Origin of the sequence: Yersinia rohdei ATCC 43380 (assembly GCF_000173775.1) — a bacterium.
Classification (GTDB): Bacteria; Pseudomonadota; Gammaproteobacteria; order Enterobacterales; family Enterobacteriaceae; genus Yersinia; species Yersinia rohdei.
In genome coordinates, this window is the sequence record NZ_ACCD01000032.1 from 1 (window position 1) to 21,145 (window position 21,145).

Sequence of the window (21,145 nt, forward strand, 5' to 3'; positions counted from 1 at the left end):
ACTTACCCGAATCATTGACTTGAGTAAGCTCCTCGGAATAAACCTCAGGGGCACAAAGCCGCCTGAGGTTCTTTACTTACTTCGGTTGGAAAAAACCTGCTGTTACTTGCTCTGGCCTGATAACGCCGCTATCTAACACCCAACCACTGATTAATGCCGCGGGTGTGACATCAAATGCTGGGTTATACACGCCCGCATTTTCTGGTGCCCAGCGGCAACTGCCAAAACCGCCTGACACACCAGTGACCTCGCTGGCCGCGCGCTGCTCGATTGGGATCGCCGCACCATTAGGACACGCCGGGTCATGGGTTGTATGCGGGGCCGCGACGTAGAAGGGAATGCGGTGATATTGGGCCAATACCGCCAGGCTATAAGTGCCAATTTTATTCGCCACATCGCCATTAGCGGCAATGCGATCCGCACCAACCCAGACCGCATCAACTTTCCCTTGAGCCATCAGGCTCGCCGCCATCGAATCACAAATTAATTGATATGGAATGCCAAGTTCACCTAACTCCCATGCGGTCAAACGCCCCCCTTGCAACAAGGGGCGGGTTTCATCGACCCACACTTGGCGGACATTGCCTTGCTGATGGGCCCGCAATATAACGCCGATAGCCGTCCCTATACCTGCCGTCGCAAGACCGCCAGTGTTGCAATGGGTCAGTAAATTACTGCCGGGCTTCACCAATGGCGCACCATGCTGAGCAATGCGCTCACACAATTGTCGGTCTTCCTCGACCAAGTGCAGCGCCTCGTGAGTCATAGCTTCAACCCAATTGGCTTGCAATAGCGCTTGTTGCATGCGCGCCAGATTATTCATCAGATTCACCGCAGTGGGCCGGGACTCTCGCAGGGCAATAAGAGCTTGCTCAAGTTGAGCTTGCGACAAACCCCGTTCGGCCAGCAATGCCAGCAACAGACTGGCGGACAAGCCAATCAAAGGTGCGCCGCGCACACGCAAGGTTTGGATATGCTCAATGAGCAATTCCAGTGTGTCGGCGGACAGCCATTCTTGACGCTGCGGTAGCGCCTGTTGGTCAAGGATCCAAAGCTGTCCATTGGCAATTTTTAAGCTGGTGGTCTGTAAATCGAGAGTGTTAAAGGTCTGCATTGTCAGTTAAATCCATGTTGCGTTATTGCATCTGGTTTCTTATTCTGCCAACATAACTTATGGATGTGTAGACGTCTATATGGTTTTACGCCTAATACGGATTTTTTTGCTCTAACAGGGAATAATTTCACAGCTAAGCAAATGGTTGGCGGTGAGTGAATCAAAATCAAATCAAGAATAAAGAGGTTGAAGATGTCGCGCTACCATACATTTACTGCTGCGGATGCTGTTGAATATGCTCGTCAATTTGGTCAAGTGGCCGACCCACTGACATTAGTGTCGGCGGATGAAATTGGCGATGGTAATCTCAATCTGGTGTTTAAAATCCGTGATGCAGCAGGGGTTAGCCGAGTGATTGTCAAACAGGCGTTGCCCTATGTGCGCTGTGTCGGTGAGTCCTGGCCATTGACCTTAGATCGCGCCAGAATTGAAGCAGAAACCTTGCTGACACACAGCCAATTTTGCCCACAACACACGGTAAATGTACTGCATCACGATGCAGAACTGGCGGTTATGGTGCAAGAGGATTTATCTGATCACCAAATCTGGCGCAGTGAATTGCTGGCGGGGAAACATTATCCACAGGCCGCCGGACAATTAGCTGAGTATTTGGCACAAACTTTATTCCACACTTCAGATTTTTACCAATCAGCACAAGCTAAAAAAGCCGCAGTTAGCCAATATACCAACCCGGAATTATGCCAAATCACGGAAGATTTATTCTTTACTGACCCTTATATCGACCATGAACGTAATAATTTTGATCTCGAATTATTACCTGATGTGCTGGCATTGCGTCAGGATAATGCACTCAAATTGGCGGTGGCTTCACTTAAGCATCGTTTCCTGAGTAAAGCCGAGGCATTGCTTCATGGTGATATTCATAGCGGTTCAATTTTTGTTGCCGATGGCCGCCTAAAAGCCATTGATGCGGAATTTGGTTTCTATGGTCCGATGGGCTTTGATATAGGTACTGCGCTGGGTAATTTACTGCTTAATTATTGTGGTTTGCCTGGGCTGGTTGGCCCACGGGATGCCGCTGCCGGGCGCGAACAACGACTGAAAGATATTGCTATTTTGTGGGAAACCTTCGCCACACGTTTTCTGACATTAAGTCAGGAAAAAACACAGGACGCCACACTGGCAACAGAGGGCTATGTTCCGCTATTTCTGCAACAAGTTTGGCAAGATGCTATCGGTTATTGTGGCTGCGAATTAATCAGGCGCACTATTGGTTTGGCACATGTTGCTGACCTGGATAGCATTGCCGATGAAGAAATGCGCCGGGCCTGCCAGCGCCATGCTTTAAGCTTAGGGTATACATTGATATTGGCGGCACAACACATTGATAGTGTTGATGGTTTTATTGCACGCGTCAGACAAAATGGGTAAGTGAATTTTGTCTTCTGCCAATAGAATGAGTAAGACTCGCACCAATAAATATCCCACAGAATAATGTGGGATTTTTTTTATTAAAAATATCATTTTAAGGTTATGATTTATTTACTGATGAAAAATACTGTTTTTATTGAGCTAATTCCCCCCCCTGACTTTTTTTAATTATATGCAAGTGAATATATTTATTAATATTGCTTGTGGTAACTTATTATTAATTCGTGTTGATAATCTTAAGTTTATCACTAATCACTATTTGTGATAAAGATACCTATTCTATTAGGCTGTTCCAGTGATGAATAAATAAAACCATTTTGTCTGTATGTGTTTGTTTGGCTATTGAATTTGAGTGTTATGCTGAAAAGTATTTACTTGCTAATTAAAAATAACCAATCATGCGGTTAGTATTAAACTATGAGCTTACTTATTATTTCTCTGGTGTTATCCCTATTAACATGGGCGGGTTTTATGCGATATGTTTATTGTCCAGTAGCATCCTTAAACCAATCAACATTGAGTGCGACATTATTTATTATTATCTTGTTTCCTGCAGTATTTATTGCACCATCACTGAAGGCTGTACCACAAATTAGCAATATACCGGATGCGGGGGCTATTGGTAATGAAATTAGGCAAGCGAGAATAGAACCAGCACTTGCCCCGCGTGAAGCGGAAATAAAATTATTACCATTAGCGCCAATATCACCGTTAAAACAACCTGCTACATCGGCTCATATTAAGCTACGCAAGGTAAAGTTTGAGGGGGAACTTGGGTTATTAAAGACCTCAAATAATGCTTTGCAAGCTGTAGTCAATCCTTGGTTAGGCCGAACATTAACCTTTGCTGATTTGCAGAGTTTGACACAGGCGGTAACACGCTTTTACCGAAATCAAGGATGGGTAGCTGCTCAGGCAATATTACCACCTCAAACTGTTCAGGAGGGTGTTATTGTTGTTAGGGTTATTTCTGGTCGATTAGATAGGCCAGAGCTTAATAATCAGAGTCGATTAGATACTCAGTTTGCTACTGCGGTGATTGAAAGTAATAGTTGCAGTCAGGAAGTGGGTTTCTTGGGTGAAAAAGAGTGTTTTGCTTCACCCGTCGAATTATCCCGTCTGGAACGTACTGCTCTTATTCTTAATGAAATACCCGGTATTGATGCTTCTTTGGCATTAAAACCGGGTACCCAATCAGGAATGACACGAATTTATGCTGATATTACGCCGGGGGCAATAGTATCGGGATATCTCGGAGCTGATAATCAAGGTAATGATTATTCTGGTCATAATAGGTTATTAGCGGGAGGTGTGCTTAATAATCTGACGGGGTGGGGGGATCAATTAGGTGCAGGTTTAATTTTATCCAGTTCGACGGATGTTTTTAGTGGTGTGTTGGACTACAGCTTCCCGATTAATAGCTATGGTACCCGTGCAGCACTTAAGTATAGCCATTTGAATTATAGTCTCACCGGGCCATTTGAAGTCTTGGATGCTCACGGGCACTCTGATACCTGGGGCCTTAATTTACGTCATCCTTGGATATACCACTCTCAAGCTCGGATTAATGTGGATGTCGGTTATTATCAGTCCAGAATGCGTGATTCACTGATTATGCTGCCAGAGCAAAAACGTAATCTTAATGCGGGTGAATTTGCTATTGATGGAACCTTTAGTGCATTACCTGGGGGGCTAAGTAATTTCAATTTACTCGGTACTGCTGGTCATCTTGCTTTAGATGACGAATTTAGCCAAAGCATAAATACCCTCACCGAAATTGGCGGCGATTTTGCCCGTTTTAATTATCGTGCTGGCCATGACCAGAGTTTTGGCCATTATTTTTCATTCTTTAATCAATTTACCGGCCAAATGGCCAGTAAGAATTTAGATAGCTCGCAAAAGTTATTACTCGGCGGGCCATTAGCCGTTCGTGCCTATGGTATTGGAGAAGGTGCGGTGGATAAAGGCACTATTTTCACCACGGAAATACATACTCGCTGGCAGCCGCTATTTCCCTCTTGGGCCGGAGTAGGGAACCAAATAACGCTTGCGGCTTTTTTTGATCAAGGATGGGGGGCTTATTATCGTCAGCCGATCGACGGCTTATCAGAAAACAAGATTAATTTATCGGGCTTTGGTGCCTATATCACATTCGCTCGCCCAGCAGATTACGCCTTAAATCTGACTTGGGCACACCGAACCGGCCAGGCAGTAACACGTAATCAGGATAACGACCAACTGTGGCTCAGCGCTTATAAGATGTTTTAGCGCTAACCGGCATATTTGTCAGATTTAATGGACGTGACTAATGAACAGTAAATTATACAAACTTGTTTTTTGTCGTCGGTTGGGATGCTGGATTGCCGTAGGAGAATTTACCCAAACTTATGGCAAATCATTTTCGGCTACAGGTAGAAAATTAAATACAGAGAGGCGCACCAGACTCGGAATAATAAGTTATCTGGCCATAATGACTGGGTTAGCCCTGGGTACATTACCTTTACTGGTTTTGGCCCATCCTTCATTACCGGTTAACGGTAAAATAGTTATCGGCCAAGGTAGGCTGGATATCAATAACACCACTCTTACTGTGACTCAGCAATCTGACCAGTTGGCCATCAATTGGGGCAGTTTTGATATTGCGCAGGGGAATAGTGTTATTTATAACCAGCCAGGGGGCCACAGTATTGTGTTGAACCGAGTAGTCGGTCGGGATGCATCACAGATATATGGCAGTCTCAAAGCTAATGGGCAGATATTCCTCCTTAATCCACATGGTGTCTTATTTGGTAAAGGAGCAGAAGTTAATGTAGGTGGGCTGGTAGCCTCGACTAAATCACTTTCTGATCAGGATTTTATTGATGGGCGTTATAGGCTCACAAGTCCCAAACAGGAAGGTAGCGTAATTAATCAGGCTAATTTACGGACTATAGCGAGAGGCTATATTGCATTAGTGAGCCAGCGAGTTAATAACCAAGATTCGGGCGTTATTGATGCCAAAGGGGGCAGGGCAATATTAGCAGCAGGACAGCATGTCACACTTAATTTGGATCACGGACAATTGCTAGGAGTACAAATTCAGGGGGAGCAAGTTGCAGCGCTAATCCAAAATGGTGGACTAATTAAAGCTGACGGCGGGGTTATTCAATTAACTGCCCGCGGTAAAGATATGTTGATGAATACCGTAATTGATAATACCGGTATTTTGCAGGCCAAGGGGTTGTCTGAAAATAATGGCGTTATCCAGCTTGATGGTGGTGATGACGGTGTTGTGAAACAACAAGGAGTGATAAATGCGAGTCATCCACAGGGACGTGGTGGGGAGGTTATCCTGCATGGCAAAAATATTCATTTGGTTGCTGGCAGTAAAATAGAGGCGCGCGGGGATGATGGCGGTGGCAATGTATGGGTGGGTGGCGGTTGGCAGGGAAATAATAGGCTGATAAATAATTCCCATTCAGTTGTTATTGATAAAGCAGCCCAGATTGATGTTTCCGCCATGCGCAAGGGGGATGGCGGCACGGCAGTTTTATGGTCGGATAATTACACCGGCTTCTATGGTGAGATTAAAGCCAGCGGTGGAACAGAATCAGGTGATGGCGGGAAGGTCGAAACATCCAGTCTGCAAAATTTACAAGCTTTTGGCCAGGTGGATACTGCAGCTAATTATGGCCAACACGGCACTTGGCTACTGGATCCGGCAGAGGTCACTATTGTTAGCGGCACTGAAAGCAGTACTTCGATGGCGGTGGGAGACATCCCTGCGGGATATGCAAGCAATGCACAGGTTTTTATTCCAACGGCCAATATTGCTCAAATATTAAATAGCAGTATTAATGCTCAACTCGACAAAGGTGCGAATGTCACTATCACCACCAGTAATAACAGCTTACCGAGTTGTCGATGGTGTAATATTACAGTACAAGCAGATATTAATAAAACTGCCGGTACAGATGCAACCTTGACGCTACATGCAGATGGAAGTGTTATCTCAAATAGTAGTATCACTGCTAATGCAGGGAAATTGAATCTTAATTTATTGTCAGGAAACTCAGCGGTAGACTCGGAAATTATATTAAACAATAGTGATGTATTGTTAAATGGTGGAGATTTATTAGCAAAGAATGCTAATGATAATAACACGGCGCGTATCAGCATCGTCGGGGGTAAATATGAGGTTGGTAACCTGACTCTGGAAGGCAATGCGGGAGTGGCTTCACAGATCGGGGTTAATATCAGTAATAGTGCTAATATTACTGTAGCAGGTAAAACACATATATCTGGTGAAAGTAGTAATGCTAACGGGCAAGGCTGGCGTGGTATTGATATCTCTGGTAATTCTACTTTAACGGGCCAAGGGGATGTGATATTTAACCTTACTTCCAATTCTAAAACTGCATGGATAGGCTCCTTCACTAATACGGCCATTGTTAGTGGGGGAAATATTATATTTAACGTCAATGGTGCTGCTTTGGGTGGGTTGGAATTTAATTATAGTAACTTAACTGCTAACTCAGGAAATATTGCTATTAAATTAAATGGCAATGTTATTTCTTCTGCTAATCCTGGTATTTATTTGAATGTTTCACAGGTAAGTGCGCAACAGATTGGTTTGGAAAGCTATGCTACTGGTGCGGGTGGCATCGTATTAGAGAACTCTACTCTAACCTCAGTTGCGGGAGATATTAATGCTCATGCATCAGCAATAAATAAAGGCGTGTGGATTAAAGGGAATTCAACCTTGACTTCAAATAGAGATGTTGTATTGGTTGGTAAGTCCACTGTTCCTGGTGAAGGGGTTATTATTAATGGTTCTGCAAATAATTCAAGAAGTAACATTGTTGCCAGGAGAGATATTATCCTGGATGCAAATAATATTAATGGCAGCAGCCAAAGTAAATCAATGACCTTAGAGAATGTTAATTTAGCATCAGCGGCAGGTAATATTACTATTAATAGCATTGGTTCAGGAAATGTTCATTTTACTAATATTGAGTTAAATGCCACTGAGGGCCATGTTTCTGTTTATGCCGAAGCACAGGCTGCTTTTACCTCAGCCATAATTTCAGCATTAAGTCTGGGGGGCAATAATACCATAAAGGCCAAGAATGGCCTCTTGATTGGTAACGCGTTAAATACGACACAGGGGGCCGGTATTGGTTTTAGAGCAAATAGTGTTTTAGCCATTGAAGGTAATATTGCATTTCAAGGTGAAACTGGCGGTACAGGAGCAACACGTAAAGGCATCGATTTTTATGGTGTCAATACACTTAATATTGCTAAAGAAAGCCAACTTTCTTTAGTTGGAGAAAATAAAGGCGCACAAGATACTGCGGGGGGAAATGGTATCACTCACTCCGGCCCGATTAAACTCACAGTCAATAATAATGGCTCTTTAATTATGGACGGCCGCTCAACTAGCGGTGCGGGGATTAACTTCCCTGCCAGTAATAATACGGTGATATTAAATGGCGACGGCGAAACGCTGCTTAAAGGTAGCAGTGTTGCTGGTAGCGGGGTCGCTATTTCCGGAGTGGTGAATAATAGTACTGGCCCGGTAACGATAGAAGGTATCAGTGTTGATGGCGCCGGAGTCCATATTTTTAGTGCTGAACATCAAATAAATCGCATTAATATTGCTGGGAACTCTACTCATGCTGAAGGCCTGCGAATTAGCGGCAATGCAACCATTACTGATACCCAACTCAGTGGGAACTCAATAAATGGCAGCGGTATTAAAGTTGGTTTCAGTGCCACTACCCACGCCGTCTTGGATAATGCTGCACTCAATGGCATCAGTACCGATGGTAAAGGAGTGGAAATTACCAGCGATATAAATGGTATTCACCAAAGTACCATTAATGGAATAACGAATGGCGCGGGACATGGCATTGATATTGCCGAAAACGTAAATGTTACTGGCACCAGTGAAACAGATTTACTCACACTCAAAGGTATTGCTACAACAGGAATTGGCACTGGGATAAAACTTAAAGGTAATAATGATTTAAGCAATACCAGTTTAAATGCATCTGTTGTAGATGGCATTGCTTTGGATATTACCGGCCCGCTGCATAATGCTCGTTCGGGATTAAATGGCACGGCCTCCGGTCGCGGTATAGGGGTACAAATTAATGGCTCACTGAACAGCAGTGTTGTTAATGGCAGTGCTTTGAGTGGCACTGGTGTGCTGGTTAATGGTTCGCTTGCCGATAGCCGCCTTAGTGGTGTTTCAAAGAGTGGTAGTGGGCTAAAAATTGATGGCGACAGTATCCTGAATAACTCTGCACTTATGGGCAATAGCACTGTTGGCAAGGGGGTAGAGATTGCAGGTAATCTCACCGGTAACCAAAGTAGTGCGGTGCGCGGTGACACGGTGAATGGTACTGGGGTCGAGGCGGGTGATAATAGCATTCTGACCGGCGGTGGCGCTGATGATCCGCTGACGGTAACCGGCAATGCCAGCGGCGATAAAGGCATTGGGGTGCAACTCGATGGCAATAATATACTGGAGAATACCTCGCTGGCGGGCAATGCCACGGGTGGGCATGGTGTGGAAATCAATGGGCCGCTGACCAATCAGGGCAACACCACCATTTCGGGAAATGCTTCGGGTAATGGTCATGGCGTGCATGCCGATGGCCCAGTCAATGGGGGGCTAATCAATGGTTATTCTGGTGATAACCACGGTGTTTATCTTGCTGAAAATGGTGGGCTAACTGAGCTTGTTGTTACGGGAGGTACTGATTCGGATAAAACCCCGTTGCATATAACATCACCACAGCTTATTGGTGAAAATGTAACAATTAACGGAAAACCCTTCGATATAACTAATCCAGGAAGCCATACCGGGCGCGAAGGCGATAATCCTAATACTGATAAAACCAAGCCAGACCCAACTAAACCAGACCAGATCACGGGCGATAAAACGGCAGGGAAGGGGCCGAAAATGACCTTATCGGTGCCAGTGGATTTTCTGCAAATACTATTGATGAAACGAGAACAGATCCTCAGCGCCATTGAAGGGGAGCGGCTTCCTCCGGCTATTGTGACCGACTCTGAGAAAGATATTACCGCTAATGTCAGTATCGCGGTTTGTATTCTACAGGGTATTGCTACCCAATCGGCTGAACAGGAATCTTGCGACCAACATCTTTTGGGCCGCTGGAAACCTTGGCCTCAAACAGAGCAACCAAAATAACCCGCGGCTTTGCGGCGGATGATTTTATCAGTAATGAATGGCATGCATTTTATCGCCAGGGAGAGCTAAGAATGGTGGAAAAATCTATTGCAATAGCGCCGCTAGTTAAGAATTCAGCCGTATTTTCATTGTCTTATTTTGAGTTTTTAGTCTGTGCGCGACGTTATGAGGAATCAGGGCGAATATTGCTACAGATGTTGGAACAATTAGATACTCATTATGGGCGTTGGGATGTTTTTTCGCTTAATAAAGAATCACTACAGCAGCAGGAACATTATTGTAATAGGTTGGCTGCTGCCATTGGAAATCTGTTTTCTGACCCCGGTTTTATACTGTCGGAAAAGGGATTTATACAATTAATTAATTTCCATCGTTGGATTGCATTAATTTTTGCCGCCTCTCCTTTTGGGCATGCAGATCATGTGATTACCAACCTTAATCAGGCGGGAGAAGGGCGTGCGCATCCTTTGCATTTTGAGGAAAATAACTTCCTAAAATTCTGCGTGATGTATTTACCTGAATCAGGTATTCCGCTTCAGCCGGAAATATTATGGCAATTTAATCCGAATGCCGCGGCGGCATTATTTCTGGCGTTATTATCCCCACGTATTTTACCCCGCCCCGTCGGGCATGCAAAACGTGAGTTTCTGTTGCGCTGGTTACCGGAAAAGCTATTAACACTGACCAGTCTTGAGCTTTTACCAGAACGTATTTTGCACGATGTTTATATGCATTGCAGTTATGCCGATCTGGCAGAAAAGCATGCCATAAAACGCAGCATTAATTTTCATCTACGTAATACACTGCTGCACAATGGATTATCTGATAATCACTTGCAGCCACCATCGCGCGATAAACCATTGATGCTAGTTATCTTAGAGTGGTTTAACAGCGGCCATTCTATTTATCGCACTCATTCCAGTACCTTACGTGCCGCTCGTGAGCATTTTTCCACCCACGGGGCCACGATTACTGAAGCAACAGATGCGATAACTCGCAAGGTATTTGATGATTTCACGGAGGTCAACCGCGCGGGGGCCGTGGAGGCAATGGTTGAATTAGCACAGCAATTACGGCCTGATGTTATCTATTTCCCCAGTGTCGGGATGTTCCCGCTGACCATAGCGCTGACCAATTTGCGGCTGGCCCCTTTGCAAGTGATGGCCTTAGGCCACCCCGCCACCACTCATTCCGAGTATATTGATGCTGTTTTGGTGGAGGAGGATTATTTGGGCGATAGCGGGTGTTTTTCTGAAAAAATCGTCTCCTTGCCCAAGGATTGCTTACCTTATGTTCCGCCAGCCAACATTTGTCAGCCGAAACCCATAGCATATTTTGATGAGCGGCCTGCTGTGCATATTGCTGTTTGTGCCTCTGCGATGAAGATTAATCCTCGCTTTTTAGCGACTTGCGCTGAAATAGCTTTACGAGTATCAACACCCATAATTTTTCATTTTCTGGTGGGTTTTTGCTGGGGTATTACTCATCGGGTAATGAAAAAAGCGGTCAATGACCGGCTTCCCCAAGCCAAAGTTTATGAACACTTAGGATATTTGGATTATTTGCAGGTCATTAATCAGTGCGACTTATTTATCAATCCATTTCCTTTCGGCAATACCAATGGCATTGTCGACACGGTTCGCCAAGGGTTACCCGGAGTTTGTCTTAGTGGAGAAGAAGTTCATGAGCATATTGATGAAGGGTTATTCCGCCGGCTGGGGTTGGCTGAGGATCTCATCGCACATAACTTGACTGAATATATCGCGGCGGCAGTTCGGCTAATTACCGATACCCAATGGCGCCATAGTTTGCGACGCCAATTGCTACAAATTCAGCCAGATAATGTGCTGTTTACCGGTAAACCGGAACAGTTTGGCTTGATTGTTCGGGGCTTGTTGGATGATAAAAAAGCCTCCAATAATGAATTGGAGGCTGGGTTATAGAGTTAGACACTCACATCAATAAGGGCAGGTATTAAGCCGCTTCAGTCTGGCGTTGTTTGGCGCGCGGCTTTACCTCTGGTTTGACCGCCAGTGTATCCGCTTCAAACTCATCTACATTAATAGAGCGCAGACGGCTTTCCTCGGCTTTGGTGAGTATTGCCGCTTCTTCGGCATTAATTTTACCTTCAGCCAAGGCGCGTTGAGCCAATTTATCCAGCCGTGTAAAGGGCAGGCTTTTACCCGCGTCTTTACTCAGACGTTTATGAATAGGTTCTGCGACAATCACATCCTGTAATGCGGCTTCCAGTAAACCTACTGGATTGAACTCACTCGGTGTCAGATATTGACCGCGGCCCAGGCGGCTGCGGGTGGCTGACGGGACTTGCAGCAATTGTGCCAACTGGTGGTCAAGCCTGTCTGAAGGCGCGCGGTGCACTCGACCAAATGGGAAGATCCCCATGCGCAATACCCCGGCAATAAATCTATTGGGGAAGTTGCGCAGTAAATCATCCATAGCAATCTCTGCTTGATTCAGCGCATCCTGCACGCCCCAGTGCACCAGCGGCAAATCTTCTTTCTGGCGGCCTTCATCTTCATAACGTTTCAGTGTGGCAGAGGCCAAATACATTTGGCTGAGGATATCCCCCAAGCGGGCAGAAATTCGTTCGCGACGTTTCAAACTGCCACCCAATACCCCCATTGAGACATCAGACAGCAATGCCAGATTGGCGCTCAGGCGATTTAAGTGCTGGTAATAGCGGCGTGTGCTGTCTTTTACCGGCGTAGCACTGGTACGACCATTGGTCAGCCCTAACCAGAAGCTGCGCACTTTGCTGCTGGCCACATGACCCAGATGACCAAACAGCGCTTTATCAAAGGCAGCAACATCATTGGATTGCGCGGCGGCCATTTCATCCAGCACAAACGGATGGCAACGAATAGCTCCCTGACCGAAGATAATCATGCTGCGAGTCAGGATATTTGCGCCCTCAACTGTGATACCAATTGGCGCACCTTGATAACTACGGGCAATAAAGTTGGTTGGGCCAAGGCAAATACCTTTCCCACCGGCGATATCCATTGCATCCATCACGGCGCGCTGGCCGCGGTGAGTACAGTGATATTTAACAATGGCGGATAATACTGCGGGCTTTTCGCCCAGCATAATACCGCTGGTTATCAAGGTAGCGGCGGCGTCCATCACATAAGTGTTACCGGCAATTCGTGCCAAGGGTTCTTCAATCCCTTCCATTTTACCAATTGAGATTTTGAACTGACGACGAATATAGGCATAAGCCCCAATTCCCATTGCCACACTTTTCAAGCTGCCAGTGGCGTTGGATGGCAAGGTAATGCCGCGACCAACGGACAGACATTCCACCAGCATCCGCCAGCCTTGCCCGGCCATACTTGGCCCGCCGATAATGTAGTCAATCGGCACAAAAATGTCGTTACCGCGTGTCGGGCCATTTTGGAATGGCACATTTAATGGGAAGTGGCGATGGCCAATTTCTACCCCTGGGGTATTGGTGGGGATCAGTGCGCAGGTGATACCTAAATCAACAGTATCGCCCAGCAGGTGCTCCGGATCGTGCAGCTTGAAGGCCAGCCCGAGCACGGTGGCAATGGGGGCCAGAGTAATATAGCGTTTGTTCCAGGTTAGGCGCATGCCCAACACCTGCTTACCTTGCCATTCACCCATGCAAACTGTGCCAGTATCTGGGATGGCACCGGCATCAGAACCGGCTTCTGGACTGGTCAGGGCGAAGCAAGGGATTTCATCGCCACGGGCTAAACCCGGTAAATAATGATTTTTTTGTTCTTCAGTACCATAGTGTTGCAATAATTCACCGGGGCCGAGGGAGTTAGGCACACCGACGGTGATGGCTAAAATACCCGAGACACCAGACAGCTTTTGCAACACTCGCGCCTGTGCATAAGCAGAGAAATCAAGACCGCCATATTCTTTCTTAATTATCATCGCAAAGAAGCGATTTTCTTTCAGATAGGCCCAAAGCTCTGGCGGCAAATCAGCCAGTTCATGAGTAATCTGGAAGTCGTTAGCCATGCGGCAAGCTTCTTCAACTGGCCCGTCGATAAAAGCTTGCTCTTCTGGCGTTAATTGCGGTTTTGGGTAATTGTGCAATTTCTTCCAGTCGGGTTTTCCCTGGAATAAATCGCCTTCCCACCACGTCGTGCCCGCATCAATGGCTTCTTTTTCGGTGCGCGACATTGCCGGCATGACTTTGCGGAACATACTCAAAGCTTTGGATGAAAACAGCGATTGGCGCAGTGGTTTTAGTGTCAGCGGCAGCAAAACAATCACCAGCGGCAATAATACCCAGTATGACCATAATTGCGACGCCCCTAAAGCGGCGGTATAAACCACCAGAATCAAACTACTGAGGTACAGGTTCACCCGGTGATAGAACAGCACACCAATAAGAACCAGCAAGGCAACAATGCTAAGAACCATCATAATAAAGCTCCTGAGATGTAGGAGGTCTGACCTGTTGAGTGATACATTTGTTGTAGTTCATCTCATGATCTTTATCAATACCATTACATATTATTTACAACTCATCTCACAAATTGCTCTCATCGGGTGCCAAAACTGTTCTGTCTAATTCATCACGGCACTTCTCGCAGTTTGTGCTATCCGGTACACTGGGACAGGAAGAACATTGATGCCATAGGACTATAAAGAGGCTCCCATGTACCACGATTTAATCCGCAGTGAACTGAACGAAGCAGCAGACACACTGGCAAATTTTCTAAAAGATGATGCCAATATTGATGCCATCCAGCGCGCAGCTGTTTTATTGGCTGACTCTTTTAAAGCGGGCGGCAAAGTCTTGTCATGCGGCAATGGCGGCTCCCACTGTGATGCCATGCATTTTGCTGAAGAACTAACTGGCCGCTACCGCGAAAATCGCCCTGGTTATCCGGCGATTGCTATTTCTGATGTCAGCCATCTGTCCTGTGTCAGCAATGACTTTGGTTATGACTATGTTTTCTCTCGCTATGTTGAAGCGGTAGGCCGTGAGGGGGATGTGTTATTGGGCATTTCCACTTCAGGTCATTCAGGTAATATCATTAAAGCCATTGCCGCGGCTCGTGCCAAAGGCATGAAAGTCATCACGCTAACAGGTAAAGATGGCGGTAAAATGGCGGGCTCTGCGGATATAGAAATCCGCGTTCCTCATTTCGGTTATGCTGATCGTATTCAGGAAATTCATATCAAGGCGATTCATATCTTGATTCAATTGATTGAAAAAGAGATGGTAAAAGCCTGATGTTGCAAGGTGATCAGCAGTGCTGTTGGTCACCTTGACTGTCAGTCAATACAGGGTAAGGCCGAGTCGGTTTTTGGCCCAATAGGGCGATGCGGAGGACGATATGTGCGAATTGCTCGGGATGAGCGCAAATGTCCCCACGGATATTTGCTTTAGCTTTACCGGCCTGGTGCAACGAGGCGGGGGGACCGGCCCACATAAAGATGGCTGGGGAATTACTTTCTATGAAGGTAATGGCTGTCGCACGTTTAAAGATCCTCAACCCAGCTTTAATTCACCCATTGCCCGGCTAGTTCAAGATTATCCCATCAAATCTTGCGCGGTGATTTCCCATATTCGTCAAGCCAACCGGGGTGAAGTCGCGTTAGAAAATACCCACCCCTTTACCCGCGAAATGTGGGGGCGCAATTGGACTTATGCCCATAACGGCCAGCTTAAAGGATATCGTCAATTAGATACCGGCACTTTCCGGCCCATTGGCCAGACCGACAGCGAATATGCTTTTTGCTGGTTACTTAACCAATTGGCAAAACGTTATCCTCGCAAGCCCAGTAACTGGCCGGCAGTATTTCGTTATATTGGCCAATTATGTGAGCAGTTGCGCACCAAGGGCGTCTTTAATATGTTGCTCTCGGATGGGCGTTTTGTGATGGCGTTCTGTTCAACCAATTTATATTGGATAACTCGTCGCGCGCCTTTTGGTAAAGCAACCTTGCTGGATCAAGATGTTGAAATTGATTTTCAACGCCAGACCACACCCCAAGATGTGGTCACCTTGATTGCCACCGCGCCTCTGACGGGCAATGAAACCTGGCACAAGATTGCACCAGGTGAATTTGTATTATTCTGTTTTGGTGAGCAGCTTTGATTGGGTCGATGCATACTGAGATTCTGGTGCACTGGAAACAGGCGGGCGGCTCAACACATACTGCCCGTTAATCACCGAGACCGACGGCGGCATCCGGTTTTTGGCAAAATAGCTGTAACCCGGCTGTAACTGACGCCAGAAATTATAATCTGAAGAGTTACGGTGGCGTTGCATATTTTTTTCAGTCATGCGGAAGGGATAGATACTGATATCCACTTTTTCCTGACCAAAGATAAATGCCGTTTGAACGTAGTTAAATATCTCGTCCATATAGGCATCTGTCATTGCATAACAGCCGATTGATTTGCACGCGCCGTGGATCATCAGATATTTCCCTGAATAACCTTGCGACTTATCGAAATCATTTGGGAAACCAATATTGATTGCTCGATAAAACTTACTGTCAGGTTTTAAATGGCGCATATCAATACTGTAAAAACCTTCCGGGCTCTTAAAATCCCCTTCACGGCGTTTCGGGCCAAGGCCGCCTGAAAATTCACAGATGCGATAGCTTTGTACTAAACGATACTCGCCTTGCAGCCTGGCATATAATTCCAAGGTGCGTTCTTCTTTGAAGATTTGAATATAGACCGATGAGCCAAGTAATTGCTGTTTTAGCTCTTTGGATACCGCCACAGGCTCACTGGCTGAGCTGGTGAAGGATACCGCCGGTAAACAAATTATCATCGCAAGCATTATTATCGCAGACAACGGCGCGATTTTGCCCATTATTATTCCTACTTATTCTTATAGATGCCACTGACTTTTCTGATGTTTCCACTCTAATCAATGTTGCTATCTTGTTAACGGTTATCGCTAATCTGCATCACTGACTTAAGTCAACTTAGCGGAATGCATTCAATTTGCCATCTGACAGCAATTTCAATTATTTTAGGGAAATATATAAGCGCAGATTATCAGTCAGAAATTTTTTAGCAATATATGTTTTGTATAAAATAAATACAAAATCAGTAAAGATTAATTGAGGAAATGATTTTACCGAATATATACAAAATTTGGCAGTAAATTATTTGTATTTGCATGACGTAAGTCACTGCATTTGTCAGACACTGTGGGATGGAAATGCTAAAATTGCCCGCGGCTGATGCTGTGCTCAATTAATGGTCAGTTCTGTATTATTGAGCTCAGTGATATTCAATATGGGTTCGGCATTAATTGTTAGATTGTTCTATCAGTCGTTATGTTGGTCGAATCGACTGAATATTCAGCTGTCGTTTAACTGAACTATGAAATTATCTTATCTTTGCGTAGCTGTACATTCTGGGCTAAGTGCAGCATTTGCTATAACTAATAAAGTTGTTCAACTCTATGATTAAAATAAAGAAAGGTCTTGACCTTCCCATCGCTGGAGCACCTGAGCAAGTGATAGAAATGGGGCCAGCTATTCATCATGTCGCTGTCCTCGGTGAAGAGTATGTGGGCATGCGCCCCTCAATGTTGGTACAAGAAGGTGATTGGGTTAAGAAAGGCCAACCGCTGTTTGAAGATAAAAAAAATCCTGGCGTGCTGTTTACTGCGCCCGCCAGTGGCAAAGTCAGCGCCATTAATCGTGGTGAGCGCCGGGTTCTGCAATCTGTCGTGATTGAAGTCGATGGGGATGAGCAAATTCCTTTCGAACATGTTGCTGAGGCCGACCTCAAGCAACTGAGTCAGGAACAAGTTCAAAGCCAGTTATTGTCTTCTGGTTTATGGACAGCACTACGTACTCGCCCATTTAGCAAAACCCCGGTTCCAGGTAGTCGCCCACGGGCTATTTTTGTCAGTGCGATGGATACCCAACCTTTGGCGGCCGACCCTCGGGTAATAATTGCCACTGAACCTGACGCGTTTAACCACGGCTTAACCGTGTTAACTCGTTTAACTGAAGGCAAAGTGCATGTCTGTCATGCTCCAGGGCAGGTGGTTGCCAGCCATTCGAGCGCACAGGTAACTTACAATGAGTTCTCCGGCCCACACCCTGCGGGGCTGGTTGGCACCCACATCCATTTCCTTGAACCTGTGAGCCTGAGCAAAACTGTTTGGCATGTGGGTTATCAGGATGTTATTGCCATCGGCAAATTGTTTACCCGTGGTGAGCTGTGGACTGACCGTATCGTCGCCGTGGCTGGCCCACAGGTGAATCAGCCAATATTGCTGCGCACCCGGCTTGGTGCCAGTTTATCTGAGCTGACTGCTGGCCGACTGAAAGACGGTGATAACCGCATTATCTCGGGTTCAGTGCTGAGCGGCACGGCCTTCTCCGCCACTCATGGCTATTTGGGGCGCTTCCATCAGCAAGTGTCGGTTATCCGTGAAGGGCGAGAAAAAGAATTATTCGGTTGGGTGATGCCAGGCCTTGATAAATACTCCATTACTCGCACCACTCTGGGGCATTTCTTCAAACATAAATTGTTTGCTTTCTCCACGGATATGCACGGTGGGGAGCGCGCTATGGTGCCCATTGGCAACTATGAGCGGGTTATGCCGCTGGATATTCTGGCCACACACTTGCTGCGTGACCTGTTATCCGGTGATACCGACAGCGCCCAGGCGCTGGGGTGTCTGGAATTGGATGAAGAAGATTTGGCGCTGTGTACATTTGTCTGCCCCGGAAAGTACGAATACGGGCCGGCATTGCGCGACATACTGACCAAGATTGAGCAGGAAGGATAACTGATGGGTCTGAAAAGTTTTCTTGAGAAAATAGAGCATCACTTCGAAGCCGGTGGAAAGCTAGAGAAGTATTATCCACTGTACGAAGCGGCTGCCACTATTTTCTATACTCAGGGTAAAGTGACACCGGGGGCCTCTCACGTTCGTGATGCCATCGACCTGAAACGCATGATGATTTTGGTGTGGCTGGCAGTATTTCCGGCGATGTTCTGGGGCATGTACAACGTCGGGGCGCAGGCAATTCCTGCCTTGAATCAGCTCTACAGTGGTGCGCAACTACAACAGATTATTGCTGGCGACTGGCATTACCGACTGGCAGAAATATTAGGTGCATCATTAACACCGGATGCCGGTTGGGCAAGCAAAATGCTGCTCGGCGCAGTCTATTTCCTGCCAATTTATGCCGTGGTATTCGTGGTTGGGGGCTTTTGGGAGGTGGTATTTTCCATTATCCGCAAACATGAAATCAATGAAGGTTTCTTTGTTACTTCAATTCTGTTTTCCCTGATTTTACCGCCAACCTTGCCATTATGGCAGGCAGCGCTGGGGATCTCTTTTGGGGTCGTGGTCGGTAAAGAGATCTTTGGTGGTACTGGGCGTAACTTCCTCAACCCGGCACTGGCTGGGCGTGCATTCCTGTTCTTTGCTTATCCGGCGCAAATCTCGGGTGACTTGGTATGGACTGCGGCGGATGGTTTCTCTGGCGCGACCCCTTTGTCGCAGTGGAGTGTTAACGGCAGCCAAAGTCTGGTCAATACGATTAGCGGTCAACCTATTACTTGGATGGATGCTTTCCTCGGTAATATCCCTGGTTCCATTGGGGAGGTTTCGACACTGATGATCTTAATCGGTGGTGCCATTATCCTCTTTGGCCGCGTGGCATCCTGGCGCATTGTTGCCGGGGTCATGATTGGCATGATTGCGACGGCTTATCTGTTTAACTTAATAGGCTCCACCACTAACCCGCTATTTGCGATGCCGTGGTACTGGCATTTAGTGCTGGGTGGCTTTGCGTTCGGCATGATCTTTATGGCGACTGACCCGGTATCCGCGTCCTTTACTAACAAAGGAAAGTGGTGGTATGGCGGTTTGATTGGCGCGATGTGTGTTTTGATCCGCGTCGCCAATCCGGCTTATCCAGAGGGAATGATGCTGGCAATTCTGTTTGCCAACCTGTTTGCGCCACTGTTCGACTATGTGGTTGTTCAGGCCAACATCAAGCGGAGGAAAGCCCGTGGCAAATGATAAACCAAGAAATAATGACAGCATCGGCAAAACATTGCTGGTGGTGTTGGTGCTGTGTCTGGTGTGTTCCGTGGTGGTTGCGGGTGCGGCGGTGGGTTTGAAAGCGAAGCAGCAGGAACAGCGTCTGCTGGATAAACAGCGCAATATTCTGGCGGTAGCGGGTTTGCTACAACCGAGAATGCCAGCTGAAGAAGTACAACGTGAGTTTGCTGAGCGGATTGAACCCCGTCTGCTGGATTTACGAAGCGGCACATTTATCGAGCAAGATCCGGCAACATTTGATCGCGCGGCAGCATTGCGTGATAACCAAATGAGTATGGCGTTAACACCGGCACAGGATATCGCCGGTATTCGTCGTCGGGCTAATACTGTTGAAATTTATTTGGTGCGCGGTGAAAGCGGTCAGATAAACAAAATCGTATTACCGGTTTATGGTTCCGGTTTGTGGTCAATGATGTATGCCTTTGTGGCCATTGATACTGACGGTAAAACAGTTCGCGGTATTACCTATTATGACCAAGGCGAAACCCCTGGGCTGGGGGGTGAAATTGAAAACCCAATTTGGCGTAACCAGTGGATTGGTAAGCGGTTATTCGATGAACAAGGGCAACCGGCTATTCGTATCGTTAAAGGGCGAGCCCCTGCTAATGACCCCCATGCAATTGATGGTTTGTCAGGTGCAACTCTGACATCCAATGGGGTGCAAAATAGCTTTGATTTTTGGCTCGGTGAAAACGGCTTTGGCCCGTTCCTGAAAAAAGTGCGCGAAGGGGCGTTAAAAAATGGCTGATAGCAAAGAGATTAAACGGGTTTTATTCGGGCCGTTATTTGATAACAACCCGATTGCGTTACAAATCCTAGGGGTATGTTCGGCATTGGCGGTAACCACCAAAATGGAAACCGCGTTAGTGATGACGTTGGCAGTAACCTTGGTAACGGCCTTCTCCAGCTTCTTCATCTCGCTGATTCGTCACCATATTCCTAACAGTGTGCGGATCATTGTTCAGATGGTCATTATTGCCTCGCTGGTGATTGTGGTGGATCAGTTCCTGCGCGCCTATGCCTATGAGATATCCAAACAGTTATCGGTATTTGTCGGCCTGATTATTACCAACTGTATTGTGATGGGGCGTGCAGAAGCTTATGCAATGAAATCCCCGCCAATTGAAAGCTTTATGGATGGCATCGGTAATGGTTTGGGTTATGGCGTCGTGCTGGTACTGGTGGGCTTTGTCCGTGAGTTAACTGGCTCAGGTAAATTGTTTGGCTTCCCAGTCTTGGAAACCGTTCAAAATGGCGGATGGTATCAGCCGAATGGATTGTTCCTGTTGGCACCAAGCGCATTCTTTATCATTGGTTTGCTGATTTGGGGTCTGCGAACCCTGAAGCCTGCGCAGATTGAGAAGGAGTAAT

General features: G+C 46.5%; 13 protein-coding genes. 10 read left to right on the plus strand and 3 right to left on the minus strand.

Annotated features, from left to right (window positions below):
• Window positions 1–76: 76 nt before the first annotated feature.
• Window positions 77–1,114, minus strand: coding sequence for an S-methyl-5-thioribose-1-phosphate isomerase (mtnA, locus tag YROHD0001_RS02735; protein WP_004716249.1), 1,038 nt, complete (start codon window positions 1,112–1,114; stop codon window positions 77–79).
• Between the two features lie 192 nt (window positions 1,115–1,306).
• Between mtnA and mtnK the strand changes: the two genes are divergently transcribed.
• The 4 genes from mtnK to YROHD0001_RS02720 all read left to right on the plus strand — a co-directional run bounded on the left by mtnK (window position 1,307) and on the right by YROHD0001_RS02720 (window position 11,650).
• Window positions 1,307–2,506, plus strand: coding sequence for an S-methyl-5-thioribose kinase (gene mtnK, locus YROHD0001_RS02730; protein WP_004716250.1), 1,200 nt, complete (start codon window positions 1,307–1,309; stop codon window positions 2,504–2,506).
• A gap of 471 nt (window positions 2,507–2,977) precedes the next feature.
• Window positions 2,978–4,774, plus strand: coding sequence for a ShlB/FhaC/HecB family hemolysin secretion/activation protein (locus YROHD0001_RS0118585; RefSeq protein WP_081452079.1), 1,797 nt, complete (start codon window positions 2,978–2,980; stop codon window positions 4,772–4,774).
• Between the two features lie 40 nt (window positions 4,775–4,814).
• The gene (locus tag YROHD0001_RS02725) at window positions 4,815–9,707 is read left to right on the plus strand and encodes a two-partner secretion domain-containing protein (protein WP_032817959.1); all 4,893 of its coding nucleotides are present in this window, start codon (window positions 4,815–4,817) and stop codon (window positions 9,705–9,707) included.
• 71 nt (window positions 9,708–9,778) lie between these two features.
• Window positions 9,779–11,650, plus strand: coding sequence for a glycosyl transferase (locus YROHD0001_RS02720; protein WP_032817989.1), 1,872 nt, complete (start codon window positions 9,779–9,781; stop codon window positions 11,648–11,650).
• Window positions 11,651–11,681: 31 nt separating this feature from the next.
• Here the strand turns inward: YROHD0001_RS02720 and fadE are convergent, their stop codons facing one another.
• Entirely contained in the window at window positions 11,682–14,129 is a 2,448-nt protein-coding gene (fadE, locus tag YROHD0001_RS02715) for an acyl-CoA dehydrogenase FadE (protein ID WP_004716254.1), read from the minus strand.
• A gap of 235 nt (window positions 14,130–14,364) precedes the next feature.
• On the opposite strand from fadE, the gene lpcA reads away from it, so the two are divergent.
• Both lpcA and YROHD0001_RS02705 read left to right on the plus strand, forming a co-directional pair.
• Window positions 14,365–14,946, plus strand: a complete 582-nt coding sequence (gene lpcA / locus YROHD0001_RS02710) for a D-sedoheptulose 7-phosphate isomerase (RefSeq protein ID WP_004716255.1) — start codon at window positions 14,365–14,367, stop codon at window positions 14,944–14,946.
• 103 nt (window positions 14,947–15,049) lie between these two features.
• Window positions 15,050–15,814, plus strand: coding sequence for a class II glutamine amidotransferase (locus tag YROHD0001_RS02705; RefSeq protein WP_004716256.1), 765 nt, complete (start codon window positions 15,050–15,052; stop codon window positions 15,812–15,814).
• On the opposite strand, the gene dpaA is transcribed toward YROHD0001_RS02705, so the two are convergent.
• Window positions 15,788–16,543, minus strand: coding sequence for a peptidoglycan meso-diaminopimelic acid protein amidase (gene dpaA / locus YROHD0001_RS0118590; protein WP_032817962.1), 756 nt, complete (start codon window positions 16,541–16,543; stop codon window positions 15,788–15,790). The two genes, YROHD0001_RS02705 and dpaA, sit on opposite strands and share 27 nt — an antisense overlap.
• A 600-nt stretch (window positions 16,544–17,143) precedes the next feature.
• On the opposite strand from dpaA, the gene YROHD0001_RS02700 reads away from it, so the two are divergent.
• Genes YROHD0001_RS02700 through YROHD0001_RS02685 form a run of 4 tightly spaced genes read left to right on the plus strand, consistent with a single transcriptional unit; the run spans window position 17,144 to window position 21,144 of the window.
• Window positions 17,144–18,487, plus strand: a complete 1,344-nt coding sequence (locus YROHD0001_RS02700; RefSeq protein ID WP_004716258.1) for a Na(+)-translocating NADH-quinone reductase subunit A — start codon at window positions 17,144–17,146, stop codon at window positions 18,485–18,487.
• A 3-nt stretch (window positions 18,488–18,490) separates the two neighbouring features.
• Entirely contained in the window at window positions 18,491–19,732 is a 1,242-nt protein-coding gene (locus YROHD0001_RS02695; RefSeq protein WP_004716259.1) for an NADH:ubiquinone reductase (Na(+)-transporting) subunit B, read from the plus strand.
• A complete protein-coding gene (locus YROHD0001_RS02690) occupies window positions 19,722–20,522 on the plus strand; it encodes a Na(+)-translocating NADH-quinone reductase subunit C (protein WP_032817964.1) in 801 nt (266 codons plus the stop codon). The genes YROHD0001_RS02695 and YROHD0001_RS02690 overlap by 11 nt, the downstream gene beginning before the upstream one ends.
• Complete coding sequence (locus tag YROHD0001_RS02685) at window positions 20,515–21,144, plus strand: NADH:ubiquinone reductase (Na(+)-transporting) subunit D (RefSeq protein ID WP_032817967.1); 630 nt, start codon at window positions 20,515–20,517, stop codon at window positions 21,142–21,144. The genes YROHD0001_RS02690 and YROHD0001_RS02685 overlap by 8 nt, the downstream gene beginning before the upstream one ends.
• The last annotated feature ends 1 nt before the right edge of the window (window position 21,145 follow it).

Excerpts from the sequence above, each read along its gene's own strand:
- mtnA (WP_004716249.1), bottom strand. The coding sequence starts at position 1,114 with ATGCAGACCTTTAACACTCTCGATTTACAGACCACCAGCTTAAAAATT.
- mtnK (WP_004716250.1), top strand. The coding sequence starts at position 1,307 with ATGTCGCGCTACCATACATTTACTGCTGCGGATGCTGTTGAATATGCT.
- YROHD0001_RS0118585 (WP_081452079.1), top strand. The coding sequence starts at position 2,978 with ATGCGATATGTTTATTGTCCAGTAGCATCCTTAAACCAATCAACATTG.
- YROHD0001_RS02725 (WP_032817959.1), top strand. The coding sequence starts at position 4,815 with ATGAACAGTAAATTATACAAACTTGTTTTTTGTCGTCGGTTGGGATGC.
- YROHD0001_RS02720 (WP_032817989.1), top strand. The coding sequence starts at position 9,779 with ATGGTGGAAAAATCTATTGCAATAGCGCCGCTAGTTAAGAATTCAGCC.
- fadE (WP_004716254.1), bottom strand. The coding sequence starts at position 14,129 with ATGATGGTTCTTAGCATTGTTGCCTTGCTGGTTCTTATTGGTGTGCTG.
- lpcA (WP_004716255.1), top strand. The coding sequence starts at position 14,365 with ATGTACCACGATTTAATCCGCAGTGAACTGAACGAAGCAGCAGACACA.
- YROHD0001_RS02705 (WP_004716256.1), top strand. The coding sequence starts at position 15,050 with ATGTGCGAATTGCTCGGGATGAGCGCAAATGTCCCCACGGATATTTGC.
- dpaA (WP_032817962.1), bottom strand. The coding sequence starts at position 16,543 with ATGGGCAAAATCGCGCCGTTGTCTGCGATAATAATGCTTGCGATGATA.
- YROHD0001_RS02700 (WP_004716258.1), top strand. The coding sequence starts at position 17,144 with ATGATTAAAATAAAGAAAGGTCTTGACCTTCCCATCGCTGGAGCACCT.
- YROHD0001_RS02695 (WP_004716259.1), top strand. The coding sequence starts at position 18,491 with ATGGGTCTGAAAAGTTTTCTTGAGAAAATAGAGCATCACTTCGAAGCC.
- YROHD0001_RS02685 (WP_032817967.1), top strand. The coding sequence starts at position 20,515 with ATGGCTGATAGCAAAGAGATTAAACGGGTTTTATTCGGGCCGTTATTT.